The organism is Raineyella antarctica (assembly GCF_900092135.1).
In the GTDB taxonomy this organism is placed as follows: Bacteria; Actinomycetota; Actinomycetes; order Propionibacteriales; family Propionibacteriaceae; genus Raineyella; species Raineyella antarctica.
In genome coordinates this window covers 44146-66299 of the sequence record NZ_FMYF01000010.1, presented here as the reverse complement: position 1 = coordinate 66299, position 22154 = coordinate 44146, and the positions used below count along the sequence as shown (strand labels likewise).

Annotated in this window: 20 protein-coding genes; 11 read left to right on the top strand and 9 right to left on the bottom strand. The window is 70.1% G+C overall.

Annotated features, from left to right (window positions below; all coding sequences use genetic code 11):
- Positions 1-313: 313 nt before the first annotated feature.
- Positions 314-1174: a glycerophosphodiester phosphodiesterase family protein gene (locus GA0111570_RS13645; protein WP_092612396.1), complete on the top strand. Its 861-nt coding sequence runs from the start codon at positions 314-316 to the stop codon at positions 1172-1174.
- A 33-nt stretch (positions 1175-1207) separates the two neighbouring features.
- On the opposite strand, the gene GA0111570_RS13640 is transcribed toward GA0111570_RS13645, so the two are convergent.
- Together GA0111570_RS13640 and GA0111570_RS13635 are read right to left on the bottom strand one after the other, a co-directional pair.
- A complete protein-coding gene (locus tag GA0111570_RS13640) occupies positions 1208-2278 on the bottom strand; it encodes an FUSC family protein (protein WP_175557499.1) in 1071 nt (356 codons plus the stop codon).
- Between the two features lie 142 nt (positions 2279-2420).
- Complete coding sequence (locus GA0111570_RS13635; RefSeq protein WP_092612569.1) at positions 2421-2840, bottom strand: iron chaperone; 420 nt, start codon at positions 2838-2840, stop codon at positions 2421-2423.
- 140 nt (positions 2841-2980) lie between these two features.
- Between GA0111570_RS13635 and GA0111570_RS13630 the strand changes: the two genes are divergently transcribed.
- Positions 2981-4879 carry a DEAD/DEAH box helicase gene (locus GA0111570_RS13630; protein WP_245703217.1) on the top strand — a complete coding sequence of 633 codons (1899 nt, stop codon included), beginning with the start codon at positions 2981-2983 and terminating at the stop codon, positions 4877-4879.
- A 127-nt stretch (positions 4880-5006) separates the two neighbouring features.
- Positions 5007-5993 carry a DUF2695 domain-containing protein gene (locus tag GA0111570_RS13625; RefSeq protein WP_245703216.1) on the top strand — a complete coding sequence of 329 codons (987 nt, stop codon included), beginning with the start codon at positions 5007-5009 and terminating at the stop codon, positions 5991-5993.
- Positions 5994-6076: 83 nt separating this feature from the next.
- On the opposite strand, the gene GA0111570_RS13620 is transcribed toward GA0111570_RS13625, so the two are convergent.
- From GA0111570_RS13620 to GA0111570_RS13600, 5 genes are all read right to left on the bottom strand, one after another.
- Entirely contained in the window at positions 6077-6991 is a 915-nt protein-coding gene (locus GA0111570_RS13620) for a TIGR02679 domain-containing protein (RefSeq protein ID WP_281245216.1), read from the bottom strand.
- Between the two features lie 286 nt (positions 6992-7277).
- Positions 7278-11537 (bottom strand): TIGR02680 family protein, encoded by a 4260-nt coding sequence (locus GA0111570_RS13615; protein ID WP_092612384.1) that lies wholly within the window; start codon positions 11535-11537, stop codon positions 7278-7280.
- Positions 11534-12712: a DUF2398 family protein gene (locus tag GA0111570_RS13610; RefSeq protein WP_092612381.1), complete on the bottom strand. Its 1179-nt coding sequence runs from the start codon at positions 12710-12712 to the stop codon at positions 11534-11536. Before GA0111570_RS13610 ends, GA0111570_RS13615 begins: the two co-directional genes overlap by 4 nt.
- Positions 12709-14241, bottom strand: coding sequence for a TIGR02677 family protein (locus tag GA0111570_RS13605; RefSeq protein WP_092612376.1), 1533 nt, complete (start codon positions 14239-14241; stop codon positions 12709-12711). Before GA0111570_RS13605 ends, GA0111570_RS13610 begins: the two co-directional genes overlap by 4 nt.
- Positions 14242-14315: 74 nt before the next feature.
- Positions 14316-14696 (bottom strand): tautomerase family protein, encoded by a 381-nt coding sequence (locus tag GA0111570_RS13600; protein WP_092612373.1) that lies wholly within the window; start codon positions 14694-14696, stop codon positions 14316-14318.
- A gap of 171 nt (positions 14697-14867) precedes the next feature.
- Between GA0111570_RS13600 and GA0111570_RS13595 the strand changes: the two genes are divergently transcribed.
- Complete coding sequence (locus tag GA0111570_RS13595) at positions 14868-15320, top strand: DUF1810 domain-containing protein (protein ID WP_092612370.1); 453 nt, start codon at positions 14868-14870, stop codon at positions 15318-15320.
- Positions 15321-15416: 96 nt separating this feature from the next.
- Positions 15417-16790 (top strand): cytochrome P450, encoded by a 1374-nt coding sequence (locus GA0111570_RS13590; protein WP_092612367.1) that lies wholly within the window; start codon positions 15417-15419, stop codon positions 16788-16790.
- Between the two features lie 41 nt (positions 16791-16831).
- Here the strand turns inward: GA0111570_RS13590 and GA0111570_RS13585 are convergent, their stop codons facing one another.
- Entirely contained in the window at positions 16832-17173 is a 342-nt protein-coding gene (locus tag GA0111570_RS13585; RefSeq protein ID WP_245703215.1) for an MGMT family protein, read from the bottom strand.
- 154 nt (positions 17174-17327) lie between these two features.
- On the opposite strand from GA0111570_RS13585, the gene GA0111570_RS13580 reads away from it, so the two are divergent.
- From GA0111570_RS13580 to yidD, 4 genes are all read left to right on the top strand, one after another.
- Positions 17328-17831, top strand: coding sequence for a hypothetical protein (locus GA0111570_RS13580; RefSeq protein WP_139283253.1), 504 nt, complete (start codon positions 17328-17330; stop codon positions 17829-17831).
- Positions 17832-17967: 136 nt separating this feature from the next.
- The gene (locus GA0111570_RS13575) at positions 17968-18741 is read left to right on the top strand and encodes a DsbA family protein (protein WP_092612359.1); all 774 of its coding nucleotides are present in this window, start codon (positions 17968-17970) and stop codon (positions 18739-18741) included.
- Positions 18734-19375, top strand: coding sequence for a vitamin K epoxide reductase family protein (locus tag GA0111570_RS13570; protein WP_092612356.1), 642 nt, complete (start codon positions 18734-18736; stop codon positions 19373-19375). The genes GA0111570_RS13575 and GA0111570_RS13570 overlap by 8 nt, the downstream gene beginning before the upstream one ends.
- Positions 19376-19622: 247 nt before the next feature.
- Positions 19623-19901: a membrane protein insertion efficiency factor YidD gene (gene yidD, locus GA0111570_RS13565; RefSeq protein WP_092612563.1), complete on the top strand. Its 279-nt coding sequence runs from the start codon at positions 19623-19625 to the stop codon at positions 19899-19901.
- Positions 19902-20047: 146 nt separating this feature from the next.
- Here yidD and GA0111570_RS17730 read toward each other — a convergent pair whose 3' ends face one another.
- Positions 20048-20206: a hypothetical protein gene (locus tag GA0111570_RS17730; RefSeq protein ID WP_175557498.1), complete on the bottom strand. Its 159-nt coding sequence runs from the start codon at positions 20204-20206 to the stop codon at positions 20048-20050.
- Between the two features lie 236 nt (positions 20207-20442).
- Here GA0111570_RS17730 and GA0111570_RS13560 point away from each other — a divergent pair, with 236 nt between their 5' ends.
- Both GA0111570_RS13560 and GA0111570_RS13555 read left to right on the top strand, forming a co-directional pair.
- Positions 20443-21903 carry an NAD(P)/FAD-dependent oxidoreductase gene (locus GA0111570_RS13560; RefSeq protein WP_092612353.1) on the top strand — a complete coding sequence of 487 codons (1461 nt, stop codon included), beginning with the start codon at positions 20443-20445 and terminating at the stop codon, positions 21901-21903.
- Positions 21903-22100: a hypothetical protein gene (locus GA0111570_RS13555; protein ID WP_092612350.1), complete on the top strand. Its 198-nt coding sequence runs from the start codon at positions 21903-21905 to the stop codon at positions 22098-22100. Before GA0111570_RS13560 ends, GA0111570_RS13555 begins: the two co-directional genes overlap by 1 nt.
- Positions 22101-22154 lie beyond the last annotated feature (54 nt).

The window sequence follows — 22154 nt, the reverse complement described above, 5'->3', positions numbered from 1 at the left end:
CGCCGCAATATCCGCGGCAAGATCTTGCCGACACGGGTTTCGCGAGTTATTTTCTGCCGTACCTCCGTCAGATTCGGAAGGTGGTGGAAGAAAGTCGGTGAATCTCGCGACTATTGTCGTGCGCCGGCTTTCGGTGTACTGGTGAATGGATTCTCTCAGGGTGTGCTTCGGGTCCGGAATGTAGAGGAAATCCTGCTGTCCACCGGATCGATTCTCCTGCGAGTGGACAGGTGAGCACGGTCACTGTCAGCACCCCTGTATCAGCACGTTCGCCGGGACACACTGGTGTCATCGGGCAGGGGATGGGGGAGCGATGGCAGCCAATCGCCACAGACGGTCCGGGCGAGGGGCCCATCGGGTCCGCCTCGCCGTCATCGCCGTCCGCATCGTGGCTCTCGTGGTGGCAGCAGTCGCCTTGTTCGCGACCCGTGGTGTTCCGGCACGGAAACCGGCGGCGTGGCTGACGGCCGCGCCGGTGGCCCACCGAGGCGACTGGACCACGGGACCGGAGCGTCCGGAGAACTCCTTGGCTGCCTTCGAGGCCGCGGCGGACCGCTCCCTGGCCATCGAGCTCGACGTCCAACTGACCTCTGACGGCGTCGTGGTGGTGCTCCACGACGAGGACCTGGCGCGCATGACGGGCCGACCCGGCCGGGTCGCCGACACCCCGTACGCCGAGGTCGCCGCCCGGCACCTGCAGGGCGGGGCGGAGACGGTCCCGGCGCTCTCCGAGGCGCTGACCGTCGTCAACGGCCGCGTCCCGGTGTTCGTGGAGGTCAAGAGCCCGCCGCAGGTGGGGCCCCTGGAGGAGGCAGTGGCTCGCGAACTGGCCGACTACCGCGGGCCGGCGGCGGTGATGTCCTTCAACCCCTACTCGCTCCGACACATGGCGTCCGTCGCACCCGACCTGCCGCGCGGCCAGCTCTCCGGGGACTTCGAGGGCGAGGACCTCGCCTGGTACGAGGTGTTCCTCCTGCGGCACCTGTTGATGAACTGGGCCAGCAAGCCGGATTTCGTCGCGATGGATCTGGACTTGGTGCCGTCGGTCACGACCACGGTGCAGCGCGGCTGGGGACGTCCACTGCTGTGCTGGACGGCGGAGAACCCCGCCGATGCCGCGCTTGCCGCTCGTCACTGCGATGGTGTGATCGGGGATCCGGGCTCGCGCTCGTGACCCGTGCGGCGTCCGCGATCGGCAGCGGTCCCGCTAGGTGCCGGTCCGACGGCGTTCCATCCGCTTCTGGGCCCTGGACAACAACACCACCGCTGTCATGCCGACCGTGGCGCCGATGAGTGTTTCGGTGATCCGGTCGTAGAGCAAGGCAGGCGTCAAGGGCTTCCCCAGGGCCGAGCCGAGCAGTGCCATCGGCGTGACGAAGGTCTGGGCGAAGAAGTAGTTGCGGTTGACCAGCAACTCGGTGCCGTACTGGGCAGCGCCCATGAGCAGCACCACCATCCAGGTCGGCGGCCCCCACCACATGATCACGGCCAGCACCGCCAGGCCCATGGTCGTGCCGAGGATACGGTGGATGCCGCGCGCGATGCGGTGCCGCGTGGTGTGCCCGACCAGCGGGACGACTGCCGCCACCAGGGCCCAGTACCGGTGCCCGGCGCCGATCTGCGGCGTGATCGCGATGGCGATCGCCCCGGCGGTCATCACCGCCACGACGTGCAGGGCCGTTGACAGCCACGCCTCGCGGCGCTCCACCGCTGACAGGGGTACCGGGGTGGTCACCGTCCAGGGCGTGCGGTGTCGGTTCCACAGTCGTCCGGCCTGCCCCAGGAGGAGCGCGAACCCGATGGTCGCCGACGCGACGAACATGCCGTCGCCCAACGGTGCGGTGACCGGGTGGGCCGCGATCGTGGCGAAGCAGAAGATGTGGAACAGCGAACCGGCGGGCCGGATCCGCAGGAAGGCCGCCCAGGCAGTCATTAGCCCGCTGACCACAGCAGTGAGCGACACGAGCAGCCACAGGCCCCGGTCGGAGGAGTAGTCGAGCAGGTACCTCGACGACAGCCAGGCGGCCAGCATCATCGCCCAGAAGGTGCCGCCCACCTTGAGCTGGGCGAGCAGTCTGTCGGTGTGGCCCGGGACGCGGCCGTACACGTTGGTGAACGCGGCGAAGATGGCGAAGACGGCCAGGTCGAGGCGATGCAACAGGATCAGGGCCAGCAGTGGCAGGAAGATCCCCAGCCCACAGCGCAGCGACACCCAGGGATCGGTCGCTGCGGGACCCAGGGTGAAGAGGTTGCGCAGGCGAAGCGGGTTGTCCGACACGATCGGAACGCTACTCGCTTCGCGGCCGGTGAATCTGAGAGATCCCGTGAGGGCGTCGAAGTCCACGAGAAGGAGGAGCAGTCCCTCGTGGTCGGCTGATTGCCTGTCGACGCGGCCGCCCAGCGGGGGAGTGGCGGATCTGCTAACTGACGGCCCGCCTGATGAGGTCGGCCACCCGCGCCTCGACCTCATCGTTCCACTCCATGATCGCGAACGCGGTCGGCCACATGGCCCCATCGTCGAGGTTCGCGACGTCCTGGAAGCCGATGTGGCCGTAGCGGGTCTTGAACTTGGCGGCGAACTGGTAGAAGAACACCACCTTGTCGTCCTTGCAGTAGGCCGGGAAGCCGTACCAGGTCCTGCACGTCAGTTCCGGAAGCTCACGGCGGACCAGGGCATGCAGACCCTCGGCGATCGGCCGGTCATGCTCGTCCATCGCCGCTATCGCAGCCAGGACGTCCGCCTCGCCGTTCTTGCCGGCCTCCGAGCGCTTGCGCTCCGCAGCGGCCTGCCGCACGGCGGCCTTCTCCTCGGCCGACAGGCCGTCCTTCTTGGTTGCCATGGGGACGATGATGCCATGGCTGCGGATCCGAGACGAGGAGCCGGGGATCCAGCACCATGCATGGTCCGCAGCCCCATGGCCGAGGGGATGACGCCATGCCATTCCGCGCATGCCGTCCCAAGGTGGACTAGGGTCTAAGGGTGAGTGACGAAGGGTTCGGTGCCGTGGAGCCCGAGACGACTGCCGATAACGAGACGATTCCCGGGGCCGAGGCGATTGTGGCCACCGAGACCGAGTCGATTCCGGACACCGACGTCCAGCCGGAGACCGGGAGCGGAACCGACGCGGATGCGGACACGGACGATGGGGTCTCCTTCCTCGGGTTCGGCCTGGACGAGCGGATCCTCAAGGCCTTGCGGGACCTGGGCTACGAGTCGCCCTCCCCGATCCAGGCGGCGACCATCCCCGCCCTCCTGGAGGGCCGCGACGTCGTGGGCCTGGCGCAGACCGGCACCGGCAAGACCGCCGCCTTCGCGCTCCCGATCCTGAACCGCCTCGACCGCAAGCAGAAGGCGCCCCAGGCGCTGGTGCTCGAGCCCACCCGCGAGCTCGCCCTGCAGGTGGCCGAGGCGTTCGAGAGCTACTCGACACACCTGCCCAACGTCCGGCTGCTGCCGGTCTACGGCGGCCAGGGGTACGGCGTCCAGCTCAGTGCGCTCGCCCGTGGCGTGCATGTCGTCGTCGGCACGCCGGGACGCATCATGGACCACCTCGAACGCGGCACCCTCGACCTGTCCGAACTGCGCTACCTGGTGCTCGACGAGGCCGACGAGATGCTCAACATGGGCTTCGCCGAGGACGTGGAGAAGATCCTCGCCGACACGCCTGCCGACAAGCAGGTCGCCCTGTTCTCCGCGACCATGCCCCGGCAGATCCGGTCGCTCTCGCAGAAGTACCTCACCGACCCGGTCGAGGCGAGCCTCAAGTCCAAGACCTCAACCGCAGCGAACGTCACGCACCGCTACCTGGTGGTCTCGTACCCCCAGAAGGTCGACGCACTCACCCGCATCCTCGAGGTGGAGAACTTCGAGGGGATGATCGTCTTCGTCCGCACCAAGAACGAGACCGAGACGCTGGCCGAGAAGCTGCGGGCCCGGGGACTCTCGGCGGCAGCCATCAACGGTGACATCGCCCAGGCGGCCCGTGAGCGGACGATCAACCAGCTCAAGTCCGGCAAGCTCGACATCCTCGTCGCCACCGACGTGGCCGCCCGCGGACTCGACGTGGACCGGATCAGCCACGTGGTCAACTTCGACATCCCGACCGACACAGCCTCGTACGTCCACCGCGTCGGCCGGACCGGGCGTGCCGGGCGCAGCGGCGACGCGATCTCGTTCGTCACCCCGCGCGAGCGACGGCTGCTCCGCGACATCGAGAAGGCGACCGGGCAGTCGCTGACGCAGATGAACCTGCCCACTGTCGAGGACATCAACGCCACCCGCCTGACCCGCTTCGACGACGCCATCACCGCAGCACTGGAGACCACCGAGCGGATCGACTTCTTCCGCGACGTGGTCGCCCACTACGTGCAGGAGTACGACATCCCCGAGATGGACGTCGCTGCCGCCCTGGCGGCCGTGATGCAGGGCGACGAGCCGATGCTGCTCGAACCCGAGCCCGAGCCGAAGCGACCCGCTTTCCGTGACGACAGGCCCGGCCAGCGCGAGCGCGGCGCCCGCGAGGAGGACCGTGGTCCCCGGGGTCGGGACCGGCGCGACGACCGGGAAGGGCGACCCGGCAAGGGCGCCCGCCGGTCCGGTGGCGACCTGGTCCCCTATCGCATCGCCGTCGGACGCCGGCAGAAGGTCTCGCCGCGACAGATCGTCGGTGCCCTCGCCAACGAGGGTGGGCTGCAGCGCGATGACTTCGGCCGGATCGACATCCGGCCCGACCACTCGCTGGTCGAGCTGCCGGCGACGTTGCCGCAGGAGGCCTGGGACGCCCTGCGCTCCACCCGCATCTCCGGCCAGCTCATCAAGCTCGAACTCGACCGTGGACGACCCTGGCGCGACGATCGGCCGCGCCAGCGCAGGGACTGAGCCTGCGACGGGTCCCGACCTCGAAGAGGTGATCCGGACGCCGTAACTACCCGGAATGCCCCCTTCTCCTGCTGTCGCGCTGTGGATATGGAGGAGCAACGAGGGGGTTTTCTACACCCTGCGGCCGGTGAGGCCGGACTGGCCGCTGGCGCACCACGCTGGCTCCATGTCGTCCTTCATTGAGTTGTTCAGTGGCCGTGAGGACCGTGAGCGCGTCCTCACCGAGATTGTCAGTTCGGGGCTGGCTCGTTGCGGGGTCACCCTCATCGCCCACGTCGAGCGGGCCACGCTCGAGGTGCTTGCCGTCCGCAGTATCCCGACACCGGAGCCGTTCGTGGACGGCGTGCCTGAGCCCATCGGCGCGATCTCCTCCCTGAGCCACCAGCTGTGTGCGATGGCCACGGACATCGTTCCCGCGCGGACGTGGACGGGTGATCGGTGGGGGCCGATCACAGGCGAGCTGGTGACAGTCGTCTGCCGCGAGGGCGAGGCGGCGATCAGTCCAGTCGAGGAGCAGTTCTTCTGGGGGTGGCGGTACAGCAACCACCTGACGGCCGGCTTTCACGGTGACGTCTACGTGGTGACTCCCGGCGGATGGGCGGGTTTGTTGGCCGAATGGTCGGGCTGCAGTCCTGTGCTACCGGTCCAGGCCGTCACTGGTGACCAGTCGGCCCCCGGAGTCGAATGGCGGCAGCCGGTCGCGCCCCTCCCGGCGAGCCCAGATGATGCCGGCACTGCCATACCCCATGCTGGGGACGTTGTGGCCGACAGCTCGGGAGCACCTCGACCGGGGGAGTGCCTCCTGTGCTACGTGAGTCGCATGGTGCTGCAGTTCGGGTGCGACAACCATCTGCGGTTCGCCCGGCAGTACCGCGACGCACGGGCGCCTCGAGCCACTGGTCTCGAGCGGCGCCTGGCGAATGCGGGCGGGTTCTGCGACTGCGAGGTCCTCCTCAACGCGTACGACCTGCGCCCGGAGCACTGGCTTCCCGCCCTGACCCACGAGGAGGACGGCCGCACGGTCATCGACGAGGGCGAACGATCGCCCGACTCCCTCCCGGCCTGCACGGGGGTGAGCACAGGCTCGACGCAGCCCTGCGGGTTGTGGCAATGAGCATGCTGGTGACGGGCCCTTCGATCAGCCGGGACGATCTGCTTGTTGGTCGATGGCTCCTCGTACTGGGCACGGGCACCCGCTTACTCCGTCTGGTCGGCCTCGTTGACAAGGTCGGACAGCAGATCCCCCAGGAGTTCCTCCTCGAAGGCGGTCATGCCCGGTGGCATCCGCCACGTGGTGGCCTGGGGGAACTCGGTGAGGAATGTCTCGACGATGCTCCACCCTGTGACGTCCCCGTCGGCTCGGAAATGGAGCCGGGCGGCGGGGACCAAGCCTCGAAGGAGGGCCCAGGCAGCCGCAGATGGTCGTCCGAAAGTGCACACCAGGGTACGGGATCGTGCTCCGGACATTGCAGCGGCGGCTTCGACGATCGTGGGATTCTCGCAGACGAAGACGTCCTGCGGGCTTGCGAGGCCAAAGCTGCCCTCCAGTGAGCGCAGGGTCAGCCACGTCGGCTCTCCCGGGCAGGCGCCACAGATCGCGACTGCCGGTGCATCGCCGACCAGGGACAGGTTGAGCACGAGGACCTGAGATGACACGGCGTCGCAGGTGACTCCGGCCGAGGCCCATGCTGCGCGCCAGCCAGCGGGAGTGGAAAGCGGATCGGTGAACTCGAAGGCTGGGGCCACTGTCGAGTCCCTGGCTGCGCCTCCTGAAATACTGTCCGCCACGGCGGCACGCAGGGCCAGGAAGCGGGCCATCGCCCGTCCGAGGGGACGGGACCGGTCCAGCGCGTGGGCATCCGCGAACACCGCGGCGGCCAGTGCAGCCAGGGGGAGGTTGCCCTCCCGGGGCAGTTCCTGGACGACCCGCGAAACCTCGCGTGCTCGCTGGGGCGGTTGGCCGTCGCGAAGTACCCAGCGCAGGATGGCTGCGGACACTCCATCCCCGGGGTCCACATGGACAGGAAGACCCATGAGCTGCCGGAGGTCGCCGAGGGCGCTCGCCCGCTCCAGGGCAGCGGTCTGGCGGGTTCTGCGGCGCTCGGCAGGCAGGTCTCGGAGGGGACCCCCGTCGCGACCAGCAGTTGCTCCAATGTCGCGCCATGCGCCCGGAGACCGGCACGCAACCCACGCGTGTGTACAGGCTCGCCCGACGCCGTCCAGGACGCTGGAAGCAACCGTCCGACGTCTTGCCGCTCGTCGCTGGACAGCGGAATGTCCATGACCGAGCGATCACCGAGCCGCCCGCGCTCGAGTCGGGTGCGGGCGATCTGCAGCACCTTGTCCGGGCCCGGTCGTCGTGCCCAGTCCAGCAGGAAATCCGGAACAACTGTCCCCGTCACAGCAGGGCCTCCTGCGGTCCGTCGCCGGTAGCGGGCGCGCCAACCGGCAGGGTGGCGGGCAGATTGACAACGGTCAGGTCGCCGCCGGCCCAGAGCTCGAGGGTGAGGTCGGCTCCGGGGAAGGGTGCGGGTGAGCGGACCACCTGGTAGATCGAGGCGGCGGGCACGGTGCGTACGTTGACGAGCCGCGTCGGTCCGGCCAGCAGGACATCCAGGTCGAAGCTGCGGAAAAGGTCCATGATCATCGCGCGATTGGCGCTGTCGAGCCCGTCGAAGGCCTCGTCGAGCCACAGCGGACGCGGCGCACCGTCCATGTCCTCGTACAGGGCGGCGAGGGTGGCCACCAGTGGAAGCATCAACATCACCGCCCGTGCGCCCCCGGACATCTCGGCGAAGCCCTGGCTCGTGAGGGGACGCCAGGTTCCGGACGAGCCCACCTTCCTCTGGAGCTGGACGTTGAACCACCGGCGGTAGTCGAGGGTCTCGACGAGCCGGTCGCGCCAGTCGGCCTCGCCTGCTGCCGCCGCCTGCCGCTTCGCGGCCTCGACCCGGGTGCGCAAATGGTTGCGGACGTGCACGGCAGCCTCCGGGTTGGCCAGGGAGGGCCCACGGACCGCGTCCAGCATCATGCGATCCTGGGTTGCCTCCGGTTCCAGCACGATGCGTAGCGAGGTCGAGGTCGTCACGACCTGGTGGTCGGCCAGCACGGTGTTGATCCGGTTGACGAGGGCGTCGGTTGCTCCGACCCGTCCGCGCAGGTGCTCCAGGAAGGTCGAGCCGAGCAGTTCGTCCAGGGTCTCCTGGACCCGCGCGGTATACGTGGCGCCGAGATCGGCATGAATCTGAGCCAGTTTGGTGGCCGCCTCGCGAGGACCGAGCGGTACCCCTGTCGCGTCCACCTGGACCTCGATCCGCGGCAGTCCTAGGTCATCGGGCACGAGTTGCAGCGATCGTCCGCGTGTCTCCAACAGGGCCCGGACCTCGTGCACAGCCTCGCTTAGCCGGCCGTACAGCCGCCGCTCCTCGGTGGTCTGGGCGGTGGCGTCGTCGGGCCAAGGGTCGAGGTCGAGTTGCCGGCGCGCGGCGGCCACCTGGTCGCGCACCTTGTCCACGGTGCTCGCGTGGACGTCGGGAAGGTCCAGTTCCGCCTCGTCGCCGAGGCCGCGGTCGACCAGGACCCGGAACCCAGCGAAGGCCTGGTCCCGAGCCATGGTGGCTGAACTCCGGCGCTCCTCGGCACCCGACAGCTTGGCCTGTGCCTCGCCGCGATTGGTCCCCACCACTCTCAGGATGCCCTGGAGGCGGTCGCGTTCGCCCGACGCGGCCTGCTCGGCAGCCCGCAGCCGGTCGAGCTCGGCCATGACGGCGTGGTCGTCCGCATCGAGCGTGCTCTCCAGTGCCGCGACGGTGGCCTCTACCGTGGCCAGCCGACCCTCGGCCTCGGAGAGCTGGCGTTGGGCGGTGACCACGTCCTGCTGGCGGCCGAGGAGCCGACCTCGTGCCTCGTCGAAGGTGTGTTCGGTGACAACCAGTGCCTCACGCCTGCTCCGGAACCGAGTGGCGACCCGCTCAGCCTCCGCCAGAGCCTCGACCGCGACCTCGAGTCCAGCTTCGTCGTTGGGCAGCTGGCGCTGGGCGCAGAAGTCGCGGACGGCTGCGAGCGCGCGATCTGCCGTAGTGCGCAGCTGGTCCGCTGCGGCCTGCTTCCGGGCAGCATCGGCGGCGGACTTCTCCGCCGCTGCGTCCCGCTCGGCGGCGAGCGTCAGGTCGTGGCGCAGTTCGGTGTCCGACGGGCAGCGCTCGAAGGTTCGCGCGAGGGTGAGCAGCTGCGCCGCCTCCCGTTGCTCGTCCGAGGCCGCCGTGCCGGCCTCGTCGCGTGCCTCTTCGCGAGCCAGCGACAGCTCCTCGATGGCCCGTCGCCGCTGGGCGGCTCGGGCCGAGTCGCCGATCCATTCCGGGTGGGCATGCTCGGGGGCGGCCCGTCCGGCAAGGACGCCGCTGCGCCACCGGCCGTCCCGGCCCACCGCGATACCGGTCTCCGGGATAGGCTCGTCGGCGGTGAGGAGCCGGACGCCGGCCAGCATCCGGGTGACGGACGGCGCCAAATCCTCCCGTCCCTCCGCGGGGACGAGCACGCTGCTCAGCATCTCCTGTGCACGATCGGGCGGGGTCGCCATGCCGTCCCCCACACCCGTCGCCACGACCAGGTCATTCCCGTCACGCTCGGGGCGGAACACCCCGTCGGGTGTGACCCAGGCATCCAGCAGCCCCTGTGCTGCCATTGCCGCCTCGATCCGCGACAGGTCGTCGGCGGGTACCTCCGGGCGCGGGTCGACCAGTGCCCACAGCGGCGCCCCGGTAGCGGAGGCGTCCGGACGTTGGCGTCGCAACCATCCGGCGGGCGGGGCGAACACAGGAGGCGGCGCCGATCGCAACTGCTCGATCCGCTCGCCCAGCGCCGCCACCCGAGCCTCGGCCTCGGCGCGGCGGGACGCGGCGGCCTGCTCGCGCCGGCGCACGGCGTCGCGAACGGGGAGATACCAATCGGCCTGGATGACCTCGCGCAGCGGCCGTCCCGCGACGCGGCCGTCGTCGGAGACGCCGCTGGGCAGAGCGGCGATCCAGGCATCAATGGCGGCCGCAGCCGGCTCCGGGGTGAGCGTGGTCGCCCACGCGGAGACCGCCTCCACCAGTGTTGCGCGACGGGTCTCGGCATCTTGCCACGCCTGCTCGGCGCTGGTCCGGTCCTCGGTGGCGCGGTCGCGGGTACTGGCCGCCACGTCCTCGGCGCGGGCAGCATCCTGATCGGCCCGTCTGTTCTCGACCAGGAGGGCGCGGGCCCTCGTGATCTCCTGCCGTCGCTCACGGACCCGTTGGTCCAACAGGTGCAGGTCGACGTCGCCGCTTGGCACCGGGACATGGGCGTCGACAGCCGCTCTGGCCAGTTCGTCGCGCGCGTCGGTGGTCTCCGCTCGGGACTTCTCGACCAGTTCGCGGTAGCGGTCGGCTTCCTGGGCGGCCGCTTGTTCCTCCGAGCGGGCTCGTCCCAGGAACTCGGTGCGGGCCAATTGCTGGTCCCGGAGTTGGTTGGCCTCCCGGCGTCGTTGCTCCAGGGTCTGGAGTCGCGCCTGGGCGTCCCGGAAGCGTGCAGAGTCCTGGAGCTCCTCGGTGGCCGTGCGGGCGGCGTTCGCATCCTGTGATGCGGTGCGCAGGTCGTCCGTCAACTGCCGCTCCTGCTCGGTGAGCGAGGTGAACCTGTCCCGCGCCGAGCGCTCCTCCCGGGTGACGCGGTCGAAATCGGTACGGGCACGGGAGGCGATGTCTGCCCGGCGCCGCAACTCGGCGCGGACCCAGGGCAGCCAGGCGGTCCTGCGGAACTTCTCCACAGTGGCTACCGCCTGGTCGGTGGCCTCGAGGTCGGCACGCAGGTGGTCGAGCTGGTCCCAGCCAGCGGCCAGGGCATCCACCTCAGTCCGGTCGAGCTCGGGCAGGGCTGTGCGAAGCTGCTCGGAGACGAACCCGATCTCCAGTTGGGCGCCGAGCTTGGGCGTGCGGGTGACGCGCAGCATCTTGCCGGCCGCCTCGAGCCGGTCCGGCGTGGAGCCGAGCAGGTGACGGGCGACGTACTGCTTGTAGGCCGTGGCCGAGGGGTGGGAGAGCACACCGCACGACGCCAGGTCCTTGGGGTGGGCCACCAGGCGGTGGGGCGCCAGGTCGACCGACTCCCGTACGCGCCCGCCCTCCGCGGTGCACCACCCGAGGGTCACACTCGACGAGGCCGCGCGGGCCTCCGCGAACAGCATGGTGGTGAAGAAACGAGGGGTTCCCTCGACCAGCCGGCCGTACTCCACCCAGAGCCAACCGCGATTGGTGGATGTGTCACTGGATCGTCTGTCGCCGTCCTGGCCGGTCGGCTCGACGTAGTAGCGGAACTTCTTGCCCGAGCGACCGAGGGTGTCGATATTCGTGCTGGAGGTGTCGGCGAGCCAGGGGATGAGCGTCGTGAGGGCCATCAAGGAGGACTTGCCCGTCTCGTTGCGTCCGGTGAGCTGAACCCAACCGTTCGCGTACCAGTACTCGGCAGCTTCGAACTCCCACAGGTTCACGACCCCGGCACGCATTGGCTGCCAGCGATCCTCGCGGCTCGGGGTGGGGAAACCGCCCGCCTGGGCAGCGGCCAGCCATACCGAGAGGGTGTCCGGAAGAGCGTCCAGGGGGACGACCCCACGGTCCGTGCCAGGTCCGTCCACAATCATTGCTCCTCCTCGAGCAGGCTGGGATCGGCGAGACGTGAGCTCTCCGAGCCGAGTTCGGCGTCCCGGTAGCGCGCAGCTGTTGGTCTTAGCACCCAGTCGCCGGTGGGGGAGACGGTCAGCAGGCCCGCTGCCTCCAGTTGCTGCTCGGCGGCGCTGCGGACGGCCGACGGGCCCTCGCGGAGGGCGAGGGTGAGCCGAGTGCCATGGCGGCCATGCAGCGCGGTGGCAAGCGAGTCGACCATGGCGGTCGGGCAACGGCGGCGTCCGGGGACCGCATCAGGCGCGGACGCGGTGATCGCCCCGTCGAGGAGGGAAAGGGCCACCCAGTCGGCGGCGGTGGCCTCCGGAAAGTCAACGAAGAGCGCCGGAGCCAGCCCCTTGTCCGAGGGCAGGACGAGCACCAGCGCGTCGGCCCGGACCTCGACGACACCCCCCGTCATCTCCTCTGCCTGCTGGATGAGTCGGCGGCGCTGCGACTGCAGGTAGGCGCGATCGGACTCGTCCAGCTCGAGTGGGTACAGGGCCTGGCTCTCGACGAGTGCGCGCAGCAGCCGGGCGCCGCGGGTGTCGGTGGTGGGAGGATCGGGCGCGAGGGTGCGTCCGACGTCACGTGTGTCGACCAGCAGGACCATGGCGTCACGGTGGATGGTGTAGCCGGCGCCAATTCCGGAGCCCTCGCGCTCCCAGCTGGTCAGCAGGTCGGTACGGTGGGTCCGCTGTTCCAGGACTCCGTAGCTGCCCAACAGCCGCACCGCCGCGACGAGGTCGACCCGGTGCCCGCGCTGGTTGGGATCGTACGGGGCGAGACCATGCAACGCCGAGAGCCGACGCACGGTGTCCGACAGCTCCTGGAGGGTGACCGAGTCCTCGCGCTGGTCCTCCAGCGCCGCAGACACGAGTAGGGCCAGCACCAGCGGGCGCCGGTGTGGAGGCCTGCCCGCCGGGACGGCAGGGAGGGCGCCGAGCGGCGGGCGGCGGAGCCGGATGCACCTGTCGATGCGGGAAAGGCGGTACCCGAGCCGGGCCGACCAGGTTTCCAGCTCGCGCTCGTGCCGGGTGACGAGGGCGTACAGGGTGGGATCCACCCATGGAGTGACCAGCGGGCAGGCGAGCAGGCCAGTGAACGCGGTCTGCTTGTCGGCGAGATCCACCGCGCGGAAGGACAACGAGGTCATGGACTGATCTCCACGTAGGCGTCGGGAAGGAGGAGACGACCGTCGGGGGTGTGCAGCACCGCGTACGCGGCAGGCTCGACGGGGTGGAGTACGAGTCGCCAGCGGCCGTCTGCACTGAGGCCGGTCTGGGTCCCGTCTGGAGTGCGGTTGTCCCGGGCATCCGAGACAAGGCGGAGGAAGAGGTCGGTCTGGGCCGCATCGAGGGGATCCCAGTCGGCGAGTCGGGTACCCGAGCGGGCGGCGAGCGCAGCCTCGGCGAGGGCGAGGTCGGCGCGGTCCCGGGCGGCCCGGCTGCGCGCTTCGGCGCGGGCGCCAGCCATGTCGGGGATGCGCGCGGTGCGGCCCGCCACAGACCGGTGGCCCTGGGTGCGGAGCCTGCGCGAGACCGGAGCCGGTGGCGCGTCCCAGGTGGAGGTGTGCTGGGCATTGTCGATCGCGGGAGCTTCCAGCCGCAGGTGGCGGGCCGAGAACAGCCCGGTGGCGGACACCCAGAGCTCCCAGGCGACGTCAGCGTCCGGGGCCGCCTCGAGTGCCCGGGCGAGCCTGAGCAACTCCACCCGGCGGGAAACGGTGCCGCCGACGGCGAGCAGGGTGCGGTGCGAGCGCAGCACGGGGGCGACGGCATCGCGCATCTGGCGTCGCAGGCGTTGAGCCTGCGGGGAAGGGCCGCTGAACCACAGCTCCAGCGTGGAGATGATCCCCCGCAGCTCATCGATGGTGCCGGCCAGGGTGTGTTCCGGGGCGCCCGTCTGGACACGGACGAGCGCGAGACCCCGCCAGATGTCGTCGTCCATGGCGCGCAGGGTGGGAAGGGCGTCGGCGATGCGCGCCGTGTAGGCGTCGATACCGGAACCCCATGCCTCGACGTAGGCGAGGATCGTCTCGAGCAACCGCGTCACCTTGGCCTCCTCGGGAGCGCCGCCCAGCGCGGCCGCGAGTTTCGACTGCCACGTGGACGCCGAGCTGGCCATGTTCTCGAGGGTGGTCTGCACCTGCGCGTAGCTACTGGACGCCGCTCCCAGATCGCCCGACCGCAGGGCACTGATCGTGGCCTCGAGACGTTCGGCCAGGGATGCCGGGGCCATCAAGGCGGCCGTGGAGCCTGCTCCGGCCTCGATCTCGATCCGCAGTGCCGTCCGGTGCAATTCGGCACCGGCCTCAGTCAGTTGGTACCGGAAGCGATTCCGCAGGAAGTCCGCCTCTGTGCTCGCGGTCTCCTGCCACGCCTCACACGTCCCCCACTGGACCAGTTGGGCCAGGCGCTCGTCAACGTTGAGGGTGGTGAGAAGCTCGTCGCTTGACTCAAGGGGCAGGCGCTCGCGCAGGAGGACTGTCAGCTCGTCGTGACCGACCCCGGTCAGTGACTGCGTCTGCCGCTCGGCAAGGATGTCGACGATGAGCCGGTACTGGTGGGCGCGCGTACTGGTCAGGAACGAGGCCGCGGAAAGGGTGCCGGGCAGCCCGAGCAGTGACCAGGACTCAAGGGGCTCCGGCTCACGGCTGGAGGCTGGCATCGCAGTGTCGGTCATCGGATTCCTTCCGCCGACCACCACGCTAGGGGATACCGCTGACACGACGAGCCCTGCTGGAGGTCGGTTGGCAGTCAGTCGGCGTACTGGGCGACCCCGCCGCCGAAGGACCAGTTCTCCTTGGGCACCTCGACCAGGTTGACCAGGACGTCCTCGGTACGCATCCCGATCGCCTCGTGCAGGCCGTCGGCGATGGCGCGGTACAGGTTCTTCTTCACCTCGACCGTACGTCCGGCGTTGAGGGTGATCTGGATGATGAGCGCCCGGTCGGTCCGCTCGACGAGGTAGGTCGGGTCCAGCACGAGGTGGCTGGGCTCGTGCTCGGAGATGACCATGAACCTGTCGTTCGCTGGGACGGCGGCGACGGTGACGAGGGCGTCGTAGATCACGGCGGCGATCGCCTCCCGATCGGAGGCGGGGGTGGCTGCGGGCAGGTCGATCCGTACGAGCGGCATGGTCTGGTCCTTCGGTGAGGTGGTGGGCAATGGATGGCAGGGTCCGCACGGGTCTGTCCGTGGCGGAGCCGGCCCCTGCACGATACGACGACCGGGGTCGCGACCGGACACTGCCGCGGCGCTGCACGTCCGGCTCCTGACGAGATCGTCGGCGGAGGGCAGAATTGGTCCATGGCTGCCACCGATCCGTACGACCTGGAGCGGTTCGTCCGCGCCCAGGCGAATGGCGTGTACGAACAGGCCCTCGCCGAGCTGCGCCAGGGGCGCAAGACGAGCCACTGGATGTGGTTCGTGTTCCCGCAGGTCGCCGGCCTGGGCCACAGCTCGACGGCGGTGCACTATGCGATCTCCGGGATGGAGGAGGCCCACGCCTACCTGCAGCACCCGCTCCTGGAGCAGCGGCTCGTCGAGGCCTCCCGAGCGGTGGCGGACGGGCCGGCGACCACCGCCGAGCACCTCCTCGGGCACATCGATGCCGTGAAGCTGCGCTCGTCGATGACCCTGTTCGAGGCGGCGAGCCCGGGCACCCCGGTGTTCCGGCTGGTCCTGGAACGCTACTTCCACGGGGATCCGGATCCGAGGACCCTGCGGATCCTCGGGCGGCGGCCGCACGACGACGCCTGAGTCCGGACGGCCGGCCGTACGCCTCCCTCCGCGGAGGTGACGGAGAGCGGATCCGGCAGCAGCCGGCGATTCGGGCCCCGCCCGTACGCTGATGGCATGACGATGACGCCAGCAGCCGCCCCGCCCGGCCCGAACCCGGTGCTCTCGCTGGCCGGCATCGCCCGCCACGGGTTCCTCGGCCAGACCGGCCGGATGTGGCGCGAGCACGGCGACACCTTCGAGCTCAGGCTCGGTATCGGCTCCTTGGTGATGGCCATCCACCCCGACGACGTACGGGAGGTCAGCCTGACCCAGCGTCGCAGCTTCGACAAGCGCAGGAGCTACGACGGCGCCCGCAAGTACCTGGTCGGGGACGGCCTCGTCGCGAGCACGGGGGAGCTGTGGCGGCGCCAGCGCAAGCTGATGGCGCCACTGTTCACCCCACGAGGGATCCAGCACTACGCGCAGACCTTCCTCGAGGACGCACACCGGCTCGAGGAACGCTGGGACGGGCTCGCAGCCTCGGGCGAGGTTGTCGAGATGGGCGCGGAGATGATGGAGCTCACCGCCTCCATCATCGTCCGGACCATGTTCGGGACCGCCGCGGCCGCCGATATCGGCCGGCTGAAGCAGCACGTCGAGACGATGATCCGCTACACCACCCGGCGGATGGGCCCGCACCTGCCCGACTGGGTGCCGACCCCGGCCGGCCGCGCCTATCGGGTCGCCCGCGACGAGGTGCACGGCTACCTCGAGGGGATCATCGCGCAGCGTCAGGCGGTGCCGACGCCGGACGTGACCGTACCGACGGGCTCGCCGCACGTGCCGGACCTCCTGGACCGGCTGATGGCCGCCCGCGACGACGAGGGCCGGCCGATGTCGGCCAAGCTGTTGCGCGACGAGTCGATCACGGTGTTCTTCGCCGGCCACGAGACCACTGCCCGTACGCTCGCGGCCACGTGGGCGGCCCTGGCGGCCAATCCCGAGGTGGCGGCCAGGCTGCACGCCGAATTGGACGACGTCCTGGGTGACCGGCCACCGACGGTCGAGGACCTGCGCCGGCTGCCCTACACCCTGCAGGTCATCAAGGAGGTGCTGCGGCTCTACCCGGCAGCGCCGTTCTACGTCCGTGACGCCGTCGGGCCGGCCCGGGTGGGTGGCTACGAGGTGGCCGAGGGTACCCCGGTCATGCTGTCGCCCTACTACACCCATCGCCACCCCGACTTCTGGGAGGACCCGGAGCGCTTCGACCCCGATCGGTTCACGCCCGCGGCGGAGGCGGCCCGCCACCCGCAGGCATACCACCCGTTCGCGACCGGGGAGCGGGTCTGCATCGGCAACCACTTCGCGCTACTGGAGTCCCACCTGCTCCTGGCGGTCCTGGCCCGGCGTTTCGCGCCTGCGCTGGTCGGCGGCCCGCCGCGGTGGGCCATGGAAGGGGTGCTGGTGCCGGTGGGTGGCCTGCCGATGCGCGTGCTCGCGCGCCACTGAGCAGCTCCGGACCGTACGTCGACCGGTCGGCGCGTGCCCGGTCAGCGGTCGGGATCCCAGCCGCGTTCGCGGCAGGCCTCCTGGTAGTCGCCGGCCAGCTGGATCGGGTCCGCGGCGAAGTCCGGCATCCGGCAGCCGCGCCCGTTCGGCTTGACCACGATGCCCTCGGCGGCCCAGTGCGTCCGGGCCTTCTCCAGCGGCACCAGGTCGCCCTCGCGGTCGGTGACACGCCACCAGCAGACGTCGGCGCCGTACAACCGCATGATGGTGCCGACCTGCCGGGGGCCGGCGCCCGCGATCCGGCCGATCGTCCCGTACGAGGCGACGCTGCCGGCCGGGATCTGCTCAACGGCCAGCAGGACGCGGTCGACGACTCCGGGCACGGTGCACCTCCTGGGGCCAGCGTCGCACATGCGGCCAGGTGCGGGCGTTTGATGCCGGTCGAGGGGCCCGATAACATCGATGCGTGACGATGACATCCGCGACGCTGCGCCGCGGGATGCCACCAGGTACGGTCGCCGGCCGAAGCCCGCGGCGATGAAGCCCCCGCCTGTCGGCCGGCGCGGGCTCCTCACGCCCCAGCCCCTGATCGTGACCGGGATCCTCCTGCTGCTCGGCCTGTCCGGGGCGCACGGGTGGGAAGCGGCCGCCTGCCCCTCCCTGCCGCCGGGCCTGTCGGTCCTCGGCATCGACGTCAGCATCATGGTCGAGTCACCCGTCTGCGGCCTCAACCTCCACGACCTGGGGGTCGCGGTGATCCAGGCGGGCCCGCTCGCCTGGAGCCTGTGCCTGGGCAGCCTGCTGCTGGGATCGGCCAGCCTGCTGGGCACCACGGGACTCGGGCTGGCCCTGCACCGGCTGCTGCGCCGGGTCCGGGACTGGTTCGTCGGGCGCCTTCCCCTGCCCAGGTTCGGACCAGGCCACGTGCCCCTCCGGCGTCCGGAGCGGCCGGCCAACTTCCGCCTCCCGGACCTGCGCTCGATCATCGTCCAGCGCGACGCGCAGCGGCGCGGACCGCCGCTCCTCCTCGTTCACGGGTAGCCCCCGCCAGCACGCACTACCAGTGCCGCGTGGCGTGGGTGAGCATCCCCCGGCGCCGGGCCATGCCCGCGCCGTGTCAACCAGCGGCCGGCTCCCGGCCGCCCACGACGTACGCCCAACGAGAGAGCCCACCACCATGGCCAAGAACACGCCATCCGACAAGTCGTCCTCCCACCCCCATCCCAGCGGCAGCCGCCGCCAGCAACTGGCGGCCCAGGCCGCCCAGGCCGAGCGCGACCGGAGGATCCGCCGTCGCGTCGGACTCACCCTGACCCTTGCCATCGTGGCCGCTGTGGTCTTCGCCGGCGCCTGGGTCGGCAAGTCCTACGTCGCCTCCCGTCCCTCGGCCGACGCGGCCTCCGGCGAGGACGCCTACACCATCGAGGTCGGCCAGGCCACGGCGCCGGTGAGCGTCGAGGTCTACCAGGACTTCATGTGCCCGTACTGCGGCCGCTTCGAGAACGCCAACGGGGGACAGCTCGCCCAGCTGGTCGAGGACGGCACCGTCCACCTGACCTTCCATCCGATGTCCTTCCTCGACTCGACCTCGCAGGGCTCGGAGTACTCCACCCGCTCCGCCAACGCCTTCGTCACCGCGGCCAAGGCCGACCCGGAGCACACCCTGGCCCTCAATGCCGCGCTCTACGCCAACCAGCCGGCCGAGGGTACCGCCGGCCTGACCGACGGGCAGATCGCCCAGATCGCCCTCGGTGTCGGCGTTGACCAGACCGTCGTCGACACCTTCGCCGACCGGACGTACGAGCAGTGGCTCAGGAACGGCACCAAGGCCGACTTCGCCGCCGGCATCACCGGCACCCCGACCGTGAAGATCAACGGGCAGACGTACGACGGCGACCTCTACACGCCGGGCCCGCTGAAGGCCGCGATCGATGCCGCCGCCGATGAGTGACCTCGCCACCGCCGAGCGGGAAACCGCGGATATCACTTCCGGGCAGGATCGCGCCGATCGGGTGCTGTTCGCGACGATGCTCGTCTCGGCAGCACTGAGCCTGCTGGCCTCGTTCGTGCTCTCCGTCGACGCGGTGAAGCTGGCCGCCGACCCGACGGCGGCGCTGTCCTGCAACATCAACGCGACCATCAGCTGCGGCACGGTGGGCACGTCCTGGCAGGCGAGCGTGTTCGGGTTCCCGAACGCCTTCCTGGGCCTGGTCGCCGAGCCGGTGGTGATCACCCTGGCCGTCGCAGGCCTGGCCGGCGTCCGGTTCCCGCGGGGGTTCATGCTCGCCGCGCAGGTCGTCTACCTGCTCGGCTTCCTGTTCGCCTACTGGCTGTTCTTCGAGGCGGTGTTCCGGATCGGGGCCCTGTGTCCCTGGTGCCTGCTCGTCACGCTGTCGACGACAGGGGTGTTCGCCTCGCTGACCAGGTTCAACATCGTGCACAACAACCTGTTCCTGCCGCCCCGGACACACGCGGTGCTGCTCACCGGGGTGCGCTGGGGCCTGGACCGAATCATCGTCGGCTTGTGGCTGCTCGGCCTGCTGGTCTTCATCGTCGTCCGCTACGGGGCGGCGCTGATCGCCTGACCGCAGCCTGCCGGGGTCGTACGGGTGAGCCGGGTCCCTGCGGGTGAGTCTGGTCGTTCGAGCCGCGGGCGGGGGACCGGAACCGGTGCCCCACCCGCGGATCAGCCCAGCAGCACCAGGGCGCCCATCACCACGCCAGGTAAGCCGCCCGGGTGACCGGCCCGGCACGGAGGTGGCCCCGTGTGCCGCTGAGGCGGGGCGTCGCAGACCCGCGACAGGCGCCCCGATGCGTGCCAAGCTTGTCGGCATGAAGGACCTACCGTGCCGTGCCGTCGACCGGGCCATCGCCTGGTACCAGCGACGCCTGTCGCCCCGGAAGGGCTGGAACTGCGCCCACCTCGTCGCGAACGGGGGCCAGAGCTGCTCGGCCGCCGTCCGGACGATCATCGCCGAGCGGGGATTGGTGCGCGGAAGCCTGCCGGTGATGCGTCGCTTCGCCGCCTGCGCCCTGGCCTCGATGTTGCTGCCCTCACACGTGCAGGGGGTCTGCTGCTGCGGTCCGATCCCGATCCATTTCCGGTTCTGAGGCCGTGATCGGCCTCGCGCCCGAGTAGCCCGCGGACCCGGCGATCGCCATCTACCATCAGGAGTAGGAAGCTTCTGCGACCCCCATCTCGGGGGAGGTGGCGACATGAGCACCTCTGATCCGGTGCGGGCCGAGTCCGGAACCCATCACGTCGTCGACGTGCTCACCGCGGTGCTGCTGTCATCGGCTTCCAGCAGTCCGACGCCATCATCGGACTCGGCATCGCCGGGATGATCGTTGCGATGGCCGTCCCTGCGCCGGAGCAGTGCACGGCGGCTCGCCGTGGAAGCCGTGAGATCCGTCACGGCTCCGGTCAGGACCGGTCCGGCGTGGTGACATGGAGACAGGGCATCCTGATCGGTGCCCGCGTGACGTCCGACTCGTCCAGGGGAAGGGCCGGCGATGGTGGGGTCCGGGTCCTTGTGTCCGGCCCATCCGAGGTGAGCTGCCGTCCACGTCCGGGTTCGCGTACGTGGCGTCGGGCTCATCGACCGGTCGTGCGCGTCGCGCACGCGAGGGACAGCGGCATGAAGGGGTAGTCATGGCCGACGTCGTCATTCTCGGGGGAGGGGTCGCCGGGCACACGGCGGCACTCCATTTGTCCCGGTGGCTCGGCAACGAGCACACCGTCACGGTGGTGACACCGAATGCACGCTGGAACTGGATCCCGTCCAACATCTGGGTCGGGGTCGGCAGGATGACCCCCAGGCAGGTCACCTTCCCGCTGGCCCCCGTCTACGCCAAGCGTGGGATCGCCTACAAGCAGGCGAAGGCCGTGGCCATCCGTCCGGACGGCGACGCCGAGGACGGACGTGGCGCGGTGGACATCGTCTACACCGGCCAGGGAAAGGACGGCCAGGAGGAGCGGATCCGGTTCGACTTCCTGGTCAATGCGACCGGCCCCCGGCTCAATTTCGGTGCGACGCCCGGGCTGGGACCCGATGAGGGCTACACCGTCTCGGTCTGTACGGCCGACCATGCGGTCCATGCCGCGAAGGTGCTGGCGGAGAAGATCGAGGCGCTGAAGGCCGACGTGCCCCAGACGCTGGTGATCGGGACCGGCCACGGCACGGCGACCTGTCAGGGTGCCGCGTTCGAGTACCTGTTCAACGTCGACCACGAACTGCGTGACGCCGGGGTCCGCGGCAGGTGCCGGCTGGTCTACCTGTCCAATGAGGCGGCCCTGGGCGACTTCGGCATGGGTGGGATGGTCTTCGAGCCGACGAAGGGGAAGCTGGTCACCAGCCAGGAGTGGGCCGAGTCGCTCTACCGCGAGCGTGGGATCGATGCCATCGTCGGGGCCCACGTGAACCGGATCGAGGAGGGGCTGATCCACTACGAGACCCTCGACGGGACCACCCACGCCCTGGGTTACGACTTCGCCATGCTCATCCCGCCGTTCGCGGGCCAGCCGATGAAGGCGTACGCCCGGGACGGCGCCGACATCACCGGCGAGATCTTCGCCCCCAACGGCCTGATGAAGGTCGACGGCGACTACACCCCCAAGCCGTACGAGGACTGGAAGCCGGCTGATTGGCCGCAGACGTACGCCGTTCCCGGCCACGACAACATCTTCGCCGCCGGCATCGCGTTCGCGCCGCCGCACCAGATCTCCCGGCCCAGGAAGTCCCCGAACGGGACGGTCATCACGCCGGCGCCCCCGCGCACCGGGATGCCCTCGGGCGTGATCGCCAAGACCGTCGCGATGTCGATCCGCGACCGGATCGAGAAGGGGCCGGCCGCACCGCTGAGCAGTGCGCCGATGTACAAGATGGGCGCTGCCTGCGTGGCCTCGGCCGGAGCTGATCTGCGGACCGGATCGGCGGCGTTGATCTCGGTGATGCCCGTGGTTCCGGACCCCCTGACCTACCCGACCGGCCGGGACACGGGGGACACCCGCGGTGAGATCGGGCTGTCCGGGCACTGGATGAAGCTGCTGCTCCACCACCTGTTCCTGCACAAGGCCAAGGGCCGGCCCGGCTGGCACCTGATTCCGGAGTGATGATCATGACGAACAAGGCCCTCTACACCACCAACGCGGACAAGGGCGATGCCCAGCAGCCGTGGCTCGACCTGTCGGCGGCGCGCATCCCGTCGTCGCGGGAACTCGCGGCCCGCGCCAATCCCGCCAGGCAACTCGTTCGACTGGTGGTCTTCGCGCTCCGGCTGACCCGGATGGTGCTGGCCGGCCACCACTGACCACCGGTGACCACCGGCCACCACTGACCATGCGGGCGGCGCCTCGGGCCGGGA

Excerpts from the sequence above, each read along its gene's own strand:
- GA0111570_RS13645 (WP_092612396.1), top strand. The coding sequence starts at position 314 with ATGGCAGCCAATCGCCACAGACGGTCCGGGCGAGGGGCCCATCGGGTC.
- GA0111570_RS13635 (WP_092612569.1), bottom strand. The coding sequence starts at position 2,840 with ATGGCAACCAAGAAGGACGGCCTGTCGGCCGAGGAGAAGGCCGCCGTG.
- GA0111570_RS13615 (WP_092612384.1), bottom strand. The coding sequence starts at position 11,537 with ATGATTGTGGACGGACCTGGCACGGACCGTGGGGTCGTCCCCCTGGAC.
- GA0111570_RS13610 (WP_092612381.1), bottom strand. The coding sequence starts at position 12,712 with ATGACCTCGTTGTCCTTCCGCGCGGTGGATCTCGCCGACAAGCAGACC.
- GA0111570_RS13605 (WP_092612376.1), bottom strand. The coding sequence starts at position 14,241 with ATGACCGACACTGCGATGCCAGCCTCCAGCCGTGAGCCGGAGCCCCTT.
- GA0111570_RS13600 (WP_092612373.1), bottom strand. The coding sequence starts at position 14,696 with ATGCCGCTCGTACGGATCGACCTGCCCGCAGCCACCCCCGCCTCCGAT.
- GA0111570_RS13595 (WP_092612370.1), top strand. The coding sequence starts at position 14,868 with ATGGCTGCCACCGATCCGTACGACCTGGAGCGGTTCGTCCGCGCCCAG.
- GA0111570_RS13590 (WP_092612367.1), top strand. The coding sequence starts at position 15,417 with ATGACGATGACGCCAGCAGCCGCCCCGCCCGGCCCGAACCCGGTGCTC.
- GA0111570_RS13580 (WP_139283253.1), top strand. The coding sequence starts at position 17,328 with ATGAAGCCCCCGCCTGTCGGCCGGCGCGGGCTCCTCACGCCCCAGCCC.
- GA0111570_RS13575 (WP_092612359.1), top strand. The coding sequence starts at position 17,968 with ATGGCCAAGAACACGCCATCCGACAAGTCGTCCTCCCACCCCCATCCC.
- GA0111570_RS13570 (WP_092612356.1), top strand. The coding sequence starts at position 18,734 with ATGAGTGACCTCGCCACCGCCGAGCGGGAAACCGCGGATATCACTTCC.
- yidD (WP_092612563.1), top strand. The coding sequence starts at position 19,623 with ATGAAGGACCTACCGTGCCGTGCCGTCGACCGGGCCATCGCCTGGTAC.
- GA0111570_RS13560 (WP_092612353.1), top strand. The coding sequence starts at position 20,443 with ATGGCCGACGTCGTCATTCTCGGGGGAGGGGTCGCCGGGCACACGGCG.
- GA0111570_RS13555 (WP_092612350.1), top strand. The coding sequence starts at position 21,903 with ATGATCATGACGAACAAGGCCCTCTACACCACCAACGCGGACAAGGGC.